The organism is Candidatus Binatia bacterium (assembly GCA_029243485.1).
Taxonomy (GTDB): Bacteria; Desulfobacterota; Binatia; order UBA12015; family UBA12015; genus VGTG01.
This window is the reverse complement of sequence record JAQWRY010000032.1, coordinates 44,267-55,717: the sequence shown is the minus strand read 5'-3', so window position 1 is coordinate 55,717 and position 11,451 is coordinate 44,267. Positions and strand designations below refer to the sequence as shown.

The 11,451-nt window shown below is 66.6% G+C and carries 11 protein-coding genes; 8 read left to right on the top strand and 3 right to left on the bottom strand.

What is annotated here, in order from left to right:
- Nucleotides 1-472: 472 nt before the first annotated feature.
- Together P8R42_10675 and P8R42_10670 are read right to left on the bottom strand one after the other, a co-directional pair.
- Entirely contained in the window at nucleotides 473-721 is a 249-nt protein-coding gene (locus tag P8R42_10675) for a hypothetical protein (GenBank protein MDG2305101.1), read from the bottom strand.
- Between the two features lie 69 nt (nucleotides 722-790).
- Nucleotides 791-1,624 (bottom strand): endonuclease/exonuclease/phosphatase family protein, encoded by an 834-nt coding sequence (locus P8R42_10670; GenBank protein ID MDG2305100.1) that lies wholly within the window; start codon nucleotides 1,622-1,624, stop codon nucleotides 791-793.
- A 101-nt stretch (nucleotides 1,625-1,725) separates the two neighbouring features.
- Here P8R42_10670 and P8R42_10665 point away from each other — a divergent pair, with 101 nt between their 5' ends.
- From P8R42_10665 to P8R42_10655, 3 genes are read left to right on the top strand one after another with little or no spacing between them, the layout of a single operon-like run.
- Complete coding sequence (locus P8R42_10665; GenBank protein MDG2305099.1) at nucleotides 1,726-2,598, top strand: SDR family NAD(P)-dependent oxidoreductase; 873 nt, start codon at nucleotides 1,726-1,728, stop codon at nucleotides 2,596-2,598.
- 18 nt (nucleotides 2,599-2,616) lie between these two features.
- On the top strand, nucleotides 2,617-3,702 hold the full coding sequence (locus tag P8R42_10660; GenBank protein MDG2305098.1) for a GDSL-type esterase/lipase family protein: 1,086 nt from the start codon (nucleotides 2,617-2,619) through the stop codon (nucleotides 3,700-3,702).
- Between the two features lie 45 nt (nucleotides 3,703-3,747).
- Nucleotides 3,748-4,881, top strand: a complete 1,134-nt coding sequence (locus P8R42_10655) for a tyrosine-protein phosphatase (protein MDG2305097.1) — start codon at nucleotides 3,748-3,750, stop codon at nucleotides 4,879-4,881.
- Here P8R42_10655 and P8R42_10650 read toward each other — a convergent pair.
- On the bottom strand, nucleotides 4,848-5,669 hold the full coding sequence (locus P8R42_10650) for a Stf0 family sulfotransferase (GenBank protein ID MDG2305096.1): 822 nt from the start codon (nucleotides 5,667-5,669) through the stop codon (nucleotides 4,848-4,850). The genes P8R42_10655 and P8R42_10650 overlap by 34 nt on opposite strands.
- Nucleotides 5,670-5,994: 325 nt before the next feature.
- Here P8R42_10650 and P8R42_10645 point away from each other — a divergent pair, with 325 nt between their 5' ends.
- The 5 genes from P8R42_10645 to P8R42_10625 all read left to right on the top strand — a co-directional run bounded on the left by P8R42_10645 (nucleotide 5,995) and on the right by P8R42_10625 (nucleotide 11,443).
- The gene (locus tag P8R42_10645; protein MDG2305095.1) at nucleotides 5,995-6,159 is read left to right on the top strand and encodes a hypothetical protein; all 165 of its coding nucleotides are present in this window, start codon (nucleotides 5,995-5,997) and stop codon (nucleotides 6,157-6,159) included.
- Nucleotides 6,156-6,416, top strand: coding sequence for a hypothetical protein (locus P8R42_10640; GenBank protein ID MDG2305094.1), 261 nt, complete (start codon nucleotides 6,156-6,158; stop codon nucleotides 6,414-6,416). The genes P8R42_10645 and P8R42_10640 overlap by 4 nt, the downstream gene beginning before the upstream one ends.
- 12 nt (nucleotides 6,417-6,428) lie before the next feature.
- Nucleotides 6,429-6,755, top strand: coding sequence for a hypothetical protein (locus tag P8R42_10635; GenBank protein ID MDG2305093.1), 327 nt, complete (start codon nucleotides 6,429-6,431; stop codon nucleotides 6,753-6,755).
- A gap of 141 nt (nucleotides 6,756-6,896) precedes the next feature.
- Nucleotides 6,897-9,833 carry a nitrite reductase large subunit NirB gene (gene nirB / locus P8R42_10630; GenBank protein ID MDG2305092.1) on the top strand — a complete coding sequence of 979 codons (2,937 nt, stop codon included), beginning with the start codon at nucleotides 6,897-6,899 and terminating at the stop codon, nucleotides 9,831-9,833.
- Entirely contained in the window at nucleotides 9,830-11,443 is a 1,614-nt protein-coding gene (locus tag P8R42_10625; protein MDG2305091.1) for a dimethyl sulfoxide reductase anchor subunit, read from the top strand. Before nirB ends, P8R42_10625 begins: the two co-directional genes overlap by 4 nt.
- Nucleotides 11,444-11,451: the final 8 nt, after the last annotated feature.

The window sequence follows — 11,451 nt, the reverse complement described above, 5'->3', positions numbered from 1 at the left end:
CCTCGTGGCGAGGAGTCAACGCTCGGGCGTGGTACGCCGCCCCCGGCGTGACCGGTCGAATGGACTTCCGAGCCGTGACGCTGCCGCGCGGGGCGCCCTGACTTCTCCTGCTTCTGCTGACCAGCGGGTGTCTCGACCAGTTCGACGATGGCCAGGGCCTCGGCCCGGCCACCACCAACGGAGTACGCCGCCTCGCAAGCATGCGCATCCGCGCGAAACGATTGCGCAGCACCGTCGACGCCCGAGGCGATGCCGAACACTGCACCACGGTCCGGCTGTGGATGCCGATCGACGCCCCAACTACGGAGGACTGAGCGTGGAACCCATCGACTTCTTCGGCTTCGATCACATCGATCTCACCATGAACGACATGCCCCGGTCGACGCGCTAGTACGAGCACTCCCTCGGGCGGCTCGGGTTCAAACTCTGCAAGGAACAGAGCGCCAGTAAGAGCGTCATCTTCGTGAATGGCTTAACGAGCATCGGGATCCGGCCGCCGAACGCCGCGAACGAAGGCGCGGAGTTCGATCGGTACTGCATGGGCCGGCATCATCTCGCCTTCCGCGCGGCACGTCGCGACGATGTCGACCAATTTCGCGGGCGGGTGATCGCCGAGGGCCACGAGGTCCTCGAAGCGCCGGCCGAGTATCCGGAGTACGGCAAGGACTACTACGGCGTGTTCTTCCCGGACCCCGACGGGTTGAAGCTCGATCTCGTGCACTGCCCCTGGGGCTACTGGCGCGTGGCCCAGGCCGAGGGCCGGGACGCACACGAGCCTGAGCGCGCCCCGTCAGTAGCGGAGCTCGGCCACGATCGCAGCGTGATCCGATGGATGGATGCCGTCTGCCGGCTCGGTCGCGTCGACCCGGGCGCCGACGATCTGCCCCGCGCCGCCCTCCTTCGGCCAACCGGCCAGGACGTAGTCGATCCGTCGGTTCGGCTCCAGGTCTCGCGCGGCAAACGGGTTCGCGTTGTCCCACGTAAACCCGGAGGTACCGTCGCCCGCGACGTCCCACGCATCGTGAAAGACCAGCCCGGGAGACGCCACCTTCGCCTTGCCCGTCAGCATGCGAATCTCATCCGAGTCGGGTGTCGCGTTGAGATCGCCACAAAGGATCGGCGGATAAGATCGCTCGGGCGACTCGGCGATGAACTGCGCGATCGCCTGAATCTGCGCGACCCGGACGTGACTGTGGTCGAACCGCCAATTCAGATGAGTCGTGAAGACCTGGAGCGGACCACGCGGTCCGTCGATGTCGGCGCGCAGCACCAGCCGGCGTTCGTCGGGTTCTCCCGCATCCGGCAACGGCCGTTCCTCACTCCCCACGATCGGCCACCGCGAGACGATCCCAATCCCGAGATGGAAGTCCGGGAACGGCAACCGGGACCCGTAGGTGGAATGAAATCCCCACGTGTCGGCGAGTACGCTCGCCTGGGTGCGCTCGTCCTCGGCCCAGACCTCCTGCAGACCGATGACATCGGCGTCGATGCGGGCGAGCGTCTTGCGGATCGGCTCCTGCCGCTCTTCCCACGGCCCCCAGCGACCCCAGAGATTCCACGAAGCGACCCGTAGCCGGGTCTTCCGGAGGGGGCCGAAGTTGCTGTCGTCCTGTGGTTCGGTCACGCCCCCTCGTACCCAGAAACGGAACGCAGCGGAAGCCCCTCCGCTTCGACCCGGCCGCGGACGGCTGGTAGGGATTCGGAACACCAACGGGAGGAACCCTCATGAGAGATTTCAAGGATCGTGTCGCGGTCGTCACCGGGGCCGCAAGCGGCATCGGCGCCGCGCTCGCAGAAGCCTTCGGCGCGCGCGGCATGCGCCTCGTGCTCGCCGACATCGAGGCCTCCGCTCTCGCCACGGTCGAGGACACATTGCGCGCCTCCGGCGTCGAATGCCTGTCGGTCCCGACCGACGTGGGCGACGCCGAAGCCGTGCAAGCTCTCGGCAAGGCAGCGGTCGAGCGCTTCGGTGGTGTGCACGTCGTTTGCAACAACGCGGGTGTCGCCGTCGGCGGCAACTCGTGGCAGCAATCGGTGCAAGACTACGAGTGGGTCTTTCGCGTGAACTTCTACGGCGTCGTGAACGGCCTCCGGACCTTCGTGCCGCTCTTGATGGAACAGGAAGAAGAAACCCACATCGTGAACACGTCCTCGATGGCCGGCCTCACGAACTCGCCCGGGTTCGCCGCCTACTACGCGAGCAAACATGCCGTGATGTCCCTCAGCGAAACGCTTCACCTCGAACTCGAGTCCGCGTGCCCCCGGGTCGGCGTGTCCGTCCTGTGCCCGGAAATCGTCCGCACGCGGATCGGCGACTCCGGGCGAAACCGCCCCGCGCCACTCGAAGCCACGGGCCCCTCGACACCGGAGCGCGAGGTCTACGAAGGGAGCCTTCTCTCCTTCACGGCCGGATCCCCGATGCTGCCGAAGGACATCGCGCAGCGCGTGCTCCGCGGAATCGAAGAACGCCAGTTCTTCATTCTGCCGCCCGCGGAGGATCCGTTCATCCAGACCATGGAGGCTCGACTTGAAGCGATCCATACGCGGCACAACCCGGGAATGGCCATCTCGCTCGAGCCGCCCATCCTCGAGAAGTGAGCCCCCGGACTCGGGGCCATGCCACACGACGGCGAGAGCGGCATGATCCGAGCCTCCCGCTGGGCGCTGTTTGCCGCGTCTCTCGTGACGGCGCTCATCGCAGCGGAGCTCCTGCTGCGCGCGTTCGGGCTCCCCGACTCCTTGCCGGCCCCGCCGGCGCCAAGCACGATCGATCCGTACGAGGCGAACCCGTACATCGTCTCGCGGCGACCCTACGGGGCGATGTTCCTGCCGGGATCGACGTACCGCGCCGAACGTCCGTCGTACGTCGTCGACTACGAAATCAACGCACACGGTTTTCGAGGACCGGCAATCGAGAGCAAAACGGATCGTCGCCTTCTTGTGATCGGCGACTCGATCCCGGAGGGCCACGGTGTCCCCGCCGAGGAGAGCGTGCCGACGCGCCTGGACCGGGCCCTGAACGGGAGTCGCTGGTCCGTCGTGAGCGCAGCGATGCAGGGAGGAAGCCCGCTGCAGTACGCCGCGAACGTCCCGCGCTACCTCGCGCTCGAACCCGACGCGGTTCTCCTCGTTCTGTACGAGAACGACCTCTGGGATGATCGAGCGAAGGAGTCCAACTACTTCGCTCTGCCTGTCTTGGTGGACAAGCCCGCTCCGCACCTTTGGACACTCGCTCGCACCCTCACCTCTCCGCCGGTGGACACCCCTCTCGAAGCGCAGATTCGAAAGAACCGGGATACCCCTCTTCCCGCCTACCCGCCGGATCCCGTCTCTCCGATCGTCGTCCCGCCCGAGGCCTTCGAAGCAGAGTGGAACCAGAGCGCCGCATACCTCGATGCGCTGGCCGACGAACTGGAGAAGCACGAGATCCCACTCTTCGTCGCCGTGTACGCGCTCGGAACCCTCGTGCCTAGAGCGCCGGAAGCGCATCGCCTCCACGCGGAAAATCTCGAGCGCAGCGCTCGAACCTGGAGCGAAGGGCGGAGCGTTCCGTTCCTCTCCCTCTTCCAAGTCACGCGAGGCGCGCTGGCGGAACTTCCGTGGGAAGAGGTATTGATCCCGGACGACGGCCATCCCACGACCGAGATGCACCGGCGACTCGCGCTCGAGCTCACGCCGTGGCTCCGCACCCACCTCCCGTAGGAACCGATGCTTGCCGTCGGGCATCGCGAACGGGATAACGCCTGCATGCGCACGTTCCAGGCCTCCGCCCTGCCATCGGCCTTCGCCGCCGTCGCCCTGCTCCTCCTCGCCGGCTGCCAGAGCAGCGACCGGACGCCCCTTGGTGCGAGCGATCCGCTGGCAGAACGACAGGGCGGCACACTCGTCGTGCGCTGGGAGAATGGACCGACAGGAGCGAAGCTCCCGATCTACGCCGGCCCGTCGCCCGAGCAGATCGACCACAGCGCACCCGTCGGACATCTCGAGAGCGGGCACGCCGAGATTGCTTCGCTCCCGTTCGATACGCGCCCCTACCTGGAGATCGAGCTCCCCGGCGGTGAGAAGGTCTCGCTCGCCGAGCGCCAGCTACCGCTCCAAGGCATGGACAACTTCCGCGACCTCGGCGGCTACCGAACCTCCGACGGCCATACGACCCGCTGGGGCCGCGTGTACCGCTCCGGCCAACTCTCCGGACTGAGCGACGGCGACCTCGACTACATGCACCACCTGGGCGTCAACTTGGTGTGCGACTTCCGAAGCCCGGCCGAGCGAGAGGACCAACCCGACCGACTGCCCGACGACGACACGCCCCTGGTGATCCAACCCGAGATCTATACGCCCGGCGTCGACCCGAAAGAGCTGCAGTACAAGCTCATGACCGGCGACCTCGAGGGGCTCGATCTCAGCGAGTTCCTAGTGGACGGCAACCGGGCCTTCGTGACGCAGTTCGCCCATCAGTACCGCACGATGTTCGATCACCTTCTGGAAGAAGACGGCCTTCCCGCGGTCCTACACTGCACCGCCGGAAAGGACCGCGCAGGCATGGCCGCCGCACTCGTCCTACTCGCCGTCGGGGTGCCCGAAGAGACGGTCATGCGCGACTTCCTCCTGACAAACCACTACACGCACGACAAGATCCAGCAGCAGCTTGCGATCATCTGGGTCACCTCACTTTTTCGGAGCAACCCGGGCCGGGTCGGCCCGCTCGTCCGCGTCGAGCCGCGTTACCTCCAGGCCGGCTTGGATGCGATGGTCGAGCGCGATGGATCCGTGGACGGGTACCTACGAAACACCCTCGGTCTCACGGACGAGAAGCGGCAACGTCTACGCGATCTGCTTCTTGAGCCTCAACCAGAGCCGAGCATGCGCGATGCTCGATAACGCTCGATCCAGCGAGCGTTGACCTCATTCGCTTGCCGGCGGAGCGCCACGTCGGCAACGCATGCGTCCGCGGCATTCGGCGCCCCGAGAAAGCCGAGGACCCGCCGGATCGTCCCCTGCAGGTCGCCGACCAGTTCCTCGTACGTTAGCCGGAAAGGCGCGATGCCCCGCGACGCAAAGTAGTCGTCCCATCCGGCTTCCTGGCGTTCGATCTCGGCAACGAGCCTATCAATCTGTGAGGCACGGTAGAACGACGGCGTCGACGCGCGCTGATGGATCGTCCACCGACCGGTCTGTAAGGCGCGAGCCCACGAGACAGCCTGCGCTACGCGATCCTCGCGTGAGATCCGCACCCACCGCTGCGGTGCCAGCAGATCCTCCACGCTCCAGCCCCGGGTAAGGAACCAATTCTCGAAGTGGTGGTAGTGGATCTTGAGTCCGAAGCGACCGCTCGCATCGCTCCGCCGGGAACGAACGCGCTCGACGTGAGCCGCGAACCGCTCCTGGGTCCATCCCGCTCCGGAAGCCAACCCGCTCGCCCGACCGGTCAGGAGTCCGTACCCGACGCGAGCGACAAGGGACGTTCCCAGTCGGACCTCCCAGTCGCGGAGTTGCATCGCGTTCAAATACTCCTTGGGTGCACCCACTCCGCCGGTGTCCCAAAGCGTCCGGCAAAGCAAAGTGCTCCCGGATCGCGGGACGGACGCGGCGATCCACGTTTGCGCCCCCTCGACTGGGGCAGGCAGATCGAACGCGGGACCGTTTCTCGAGTCGAGCAAGAAGGCCATCGACCACGATGGGTTACCATGGCGAACCTCCGCGCGCGCCTGGATCCGATTGCCAGTGCGTGAAAAGGCATTTGTGACGGGAAGCCCAGTCCGCAAGTCTTGGATCTGGCCGAACGAGCACTTCCTGCACCCCCCCAGTCCTCCACTCCCACGAGGGCGCCGCTTCCGAGGGGCGCGGGCGCGAAGATGCTCCCAAGCCCGGCTCTGCACCCCTTGTGGAGCCGCACCGCACTAGGAGTCACGAAAATAGTTGGATGGTCGGGAGTGAAGTGGGGGCTGCTCGCCTTCGTACCGGGGGAAGCCCCGGCCCAATCAGTGTGCCGAGTTGGAGCTATCGGTCGACAACGGCGAGCCGACCAACAAGGGGTCCTGGTTCTCGGCACACCGGATGGATACCCAATGGGTCGAGGGCAACCAGTCGTTCAACAAGCTTCGCGAAAACGGCGAAGCGCTCGGCTCCTTCGGTGGCACGGGAACGGGGACGACGTGAAGCGCCTAGGCGCGGTCTGCCCGCCCGCGGAACTCGACGGGGAGCCGATCGCCGAGAGCGAGATCCACCGCCTGACCTACGATGTGAAGCGCTCGTCCGGTCAGACAAAGCAACCGACGTGGAGCGGCGTCCTCCTGCACGACAAATTCGACGAGCTCCCGGTCGACACGCAGGGCACCGGCCTACTCCTCTCCTGCGCGACGCTCGGACTCGGTGCCGTGCCCGCTCCCCCGGGGGACGCGCTGGCCGATCCCTAACTTTGCCATCGCGTGAAGGTCTCGTCGCCCTCGAGCTTTCCCGACGGGCAGCAGGTGCGCATCTCAGACACGTTCGAAGACCGACTCTACGATCTGAAGAAGCCCGTGCGGCTGTGTCTCGCGGCAACCATCGGCGGAGCCGCCCCGGCGAATCCCGGCCTGCACGTGACATGTTACAACGCAGTTCGCGCAGCGGACGAGCCGAAGCATCGGAAGCGCATCGGCGCGGTCCGCCCGGCCGGTCTCTTCGGGGACCTGGAACTCGACACGCGTGTAGAGAACGAGCTCTGCCTTCCGGCGAGCATCGAACCACCCGCCTCGGCACGGACGCAGCTCTAGTGTGGTGGAGTCACGACGGCCTCACTGCTCTTGTCGTGGGCACGTCTGTCCAGAATTCGAGCGGCCCTTGGCCCCGACGACGAGGGGCCCTCAAGAACACTCGGGTTTCGGCTGGCACGTGGGTTGCGATCGCCACGGCGCATGGACCGAACTACGAACAGTGATGTCGCGCCGACGCGCGTAGTCGTCGTCGGGCACGGGATGGTCGCCCACCGCTTCTGTGAGAAGCTCGCCGAACGCGACACCACCGGGCAGTTCCTCGTAACCGCCGTCGGCGAAGAGCCTCGCCCCGCATACGACCGCGTGCATCTGAGCGAGTTCTTCGGCGGCAAGAGCGCGGAAGATCTCGGGATCGCCGATCCGGATTGGTACGCCAATACCGCGTATACCCTGCACGTGAACGAACGCGTCGAGTCGATCGACCGGAACGCTCGTTCGATCACCACAAGTGCCGGCCGCAGCGTGCCCTACGAGACACTCGTCCTCGCCACGGGATCCTCTCCCTTCGTTCCACCGCTTCCCGGAGTCGAGACGCCGGGCGTGTTCGTCTACCGCACGATCGAAGACCTCGAAAGGATTCGAGCGTGGGCCGACAAGTCGCGGCGGGCAGCCGTCATCGGGGGCGGGCTCCTCGGTCTGGAAGCTGCGAAGGCCGTGGTCGACATGGGGCTCGAAGCCCACATCGTCGAGTTCGCGGACCGGCTGATGCCCAGGCAGCTGGATGCGGCCGGGGCGCAGATCCTGCGGACCTCGATCGAAGCCCTCGGCGTTCACGTTCACACGGGAGCACGGACCAGAGCGATCGTCGGCCCTGGAGAGGTCTGCGCGCTGGAATTCGACGACGCACCACCGCTGGACGTCGACATGGTCATCGTATCCGCCGGCATCCGCCCGCGCGACGAACTCGCCCGGGCGTGCGGGGTGAGCGTTGGTGAACGAGGCGGCATCCAGATCGACGACGGACTGACTACGAGCGATCCGCACATCTTCGCGATCGGCGAGTGCGCTCTACACTCCGGGATGGTCTACGGCTTGGTCGGCCCCGGCTACACCATGGCGGACGTACTCGCCCGGCGTATCACCGGCGAGGACGCCTCCTTCACCGGCGCCGACCTCTCGACCAAGCTCAAGCTCCTTGGCGTCGAGGTCGCGAGCTTTGGCGACGCATTCGCCGATCAGGCACGTCCGCTAGAGGTGCGAAGCGTCTCCTTCGAGGACAAGGTCCGGGGCGTCTATCAAAAGCTGGTCGTCGAGGGCGAAAGGCTCGTCGGCGGCATCCTCGTCGGCGATGCGGAGCCCTTCGCCACCTTGGCGCGTATCGCGAAGGAAGCCGGCCCGATCCCCGAGCGGCCGCACGAACTTCTCTTCGGAGCGAACGGCACGGCCACCGACACGGCGAGCGCGCTGCCCGATGACGCGCAGATATGCTCCTGCAACGACGTCACCAAGGGAGACCTCCTTCAGGCGATCGCGGCCGACGACCTCTCTACCGTCGCCGAGGTGAAGACGTGCACCCGCGCCGGGACCGGCTGTGGAGGCTGCATCCCAAGCGTCACCCAAGTCCTCGAGAACGCGCTCTCACAATCCGGCCGCGAAGTGAGTCGGAACGTCTGCGAGCACTTCGCCTATAGCCGCGAGGAGCTGTTCTGGGTCGTGAAGCTCGGTCGAATCGAAACGTTCTACGCGCTCCTCGACAGCCACGGGACCGGGGATGGTTGTGAGGTGTGCCGTCCCGTCGTTGCTTCCATCCTCGCAGCGACCTGGAACGATCTGATCGTCCGCCATTCGACGATCCAGGACACCAACGATCGGTTCCTCGCAAACATCCAGCGCGGCGGCACCTACTCCGTCATCCCCCGCGTCCCGGGCGGCGAGATCACGCCCGACAAGCTCATCGTACTCGGCGAAGTGGCGAAGAAGTACGACCTCTACTGCAAGATCACCGGGGGCCAGCGCATCGACCTGCTCGGGGCGCGCGTCGACCAGCTGCCCGACATCTGGGCGCAGCTCGTCGAAGCCGGGTTCGAGAGCGGCCACGCCTATGGCAAAGCGATGCGTACCGTGAAGAGCTGCATCGGCTCCACGTGGTGTCGCTACGGCGTCCAGGACTCGACTGCCTTCGCGATCGAGATCGAGGAGCGATACCGCGGCCTTCGGGCCCCGCACAAACTCAAGTCGGCGGTCTCCGGCTGCGTGCGCGAATGCGCGGAAGCCCAGAACAAGGACTTCGGCATCATCGCCACGGAGAACGGCTGGAACGTCTACCTCTGTGGCAACGGCGGCTCGAACCCCAGACACGGCGACCTGTTCGCGACCGACGTTACCAGCGCAGAGGTGTTCAGAATCCTCGATCGCTTCCTGATGTTCTACATCCAGACCGCAAAGCCCCTCCAACGAACGGCGCGGTGGCTCGAGGACCTTGACGGGGGCATCGAGTACCTGAGGACGGTCGTCCTCGAGGATTCCCTCGGGATCGCCGACCAGCTGGAAGCCGACATGCAGAAACTCATCGACTCGTACGAGTGTGAGTGGAAAGCCGTCGTCGAATCGCCGGAACTCCGCGAGCGATTCCAGCACTTCGCCGACGACCGTGCGCCCGGCGAGGCCCTGCCCTTCGTCCGCGAGCGCGGGCAACGCCGGCCGGCCGCTTGGCCCGCTCCCACACCGATCCACCGCAATGGCCACGTCCCGCCGAAGAAGGCCTGGACTTGGCAGAGGCTCGGCCAGGTCGACCAGTTCCCGGAGAACGGTGGTGCCGCCGTCCGCTACGGAAACGAACAGATCGCGATCTACAACTTTTCGCGGCGCGCGGAGTGGTACGCCACGCAGGCGACGTGCCCGCACCGCAAGGACACGGTCCTCGCCCGCGGGCTCCTCGGAGATCACAAAGGGGAACCCAAGGTCGCGTGCCCGCTGCACAAGAAGACCTTCTCCCTGCACACCGGAGATGGCCTGAGCGATCCGAGCTACCAGGTGCGGACGTTTCCCGTCGAGATTCGGGGCGAGGCCGTCTGGGTTCAGCTCCCTCCCGCGGAATCGCTGGGCGCCGAACTCGGCTGCCCGGGACGTGCGGCATGACCGCCTCGGCCTACCCGCCGAGCGGTTCTTCGCTGCTCGAGCGAGTCCTCGCGGAACAACGCGAGCTCACCGCTGTCGAACGCTTCGCGCAACATCACCGAGACGCGGAAGAGCCACTCCTGGCTGCGCACTATCGGGAACTGCTGCCGACCGAGCGGAGCCCCGGTGCTGGCGAGCAGTTCGCGTTTCGCGTCGACCTGGATGCGTGCACCGGCTGTAAGGCCTGCGTGACCGCGTGCCACAGCCTGAACGGCCTTCGGCCCGACGAGGCCTGGCGCGAGGTCGGCCTCGTCGTGGATGTCGGCACCTCCGCCGGCGACCAACAGACGGTAACGACCGCCTGTCATCACTGCATCGACCCGGGATGTCTCCGCGGCTGCCCTGCACAAGCCTACGAGAAGGACTCGATCACCGGAATCGTTCGACACCTCGACGACCAGTGCATCGGCTGCCAGTACTGCGTACTCACTTGCCCGTACGACGTGCCAAGCTTCGACGCTTCTCTCGGCATCGTACGGAAATGCGACCTCTGCGCGGATCGACTCTCAAGCGGAGAGGCGCCCGCCTGCGCGCAGGGCTGCCCGACCTCCGCCATCTCGATAGACATCGTCTCCACGACGGCCGAGCCCGGCGCGCTCCTCTCCGGACTCGACCCGTACCTACCCGACTCGAGCCTCACACGACCCACCACGAGATACGTGAGCGCGCGTCCCGCCCGGCCGATCGTTCCGGCGGACGCCGCGCTCGTGAAGCCGAATCACGCCCACGCGCCCCTCGCGTTCATGCTCGTGTTCGTACAGCTCTCGACCGGCATCCTGGTCCTCGATGCCGTGGCGCGGGGAACCGTCGGTCCCGCGGCCTCCGGCCGACTCGGGCTCCTCGCATTCGCCCTCGGTGCGGCCGTGATCGGACTCGCGGGATCCATCGCGCATCTGGGGCGGCCCACGCAGGCGTTCCGGGCCGTCCTCGGATGGCGAACGTCGTGGATGAGCCGCGAGATCCTCGCGTTTGGTGCGTACCTCGCGGCCCTTTGTGCGGCCGTCTTGGCGGAAGCACTCGGGAACGGAGCAGTTGTCGCCCGCTGGGCAGCACTCCTCGCGGGAATCGTGGCGACGGCGTGTTCCATCGGTGTCTACGCCGCAACCGGGCGCGCGTGGTGGTCGGCGGGCCGAACGATTGCCGCTTTCGGGTCGACCCAACTGCTCCTGGGTGGGGCCGGGATGCTCTGCGTGACTGTCGTCGCGGCGCTCTCGGCGGGCGCTCCCTCTTCGGGTCGGCTGCTCGTCGGCGGGTTGTTCGCCGTGGTCGTCGGCGGGGCGAGCCTCGTCCGTGTCCAGCGGTTCACGGAGACACCGGCGTCGGGCCACGACCTCGAGAGATCGCGAAGCCTTTTGCGGGGCCCGCTTCGCTCCAGCGTTCACGCGAGAGTGGCTGTGACAGCCGTCGGGCTCTTGTTGGTGGTTGCCGCGGTGGGCTCGTCCCTCGTCGGAAGCGACCTGCCCGCCGCCGGTGTGGCCGGCCTCGCGCTCCTCACCCTGACCCTCGGCGAATTCCTCGACCGACGCCTCTTCTTCGCCGCGGAAGCAGCCCGCGCCATGCCCGGCCTCTGACGCGAAGT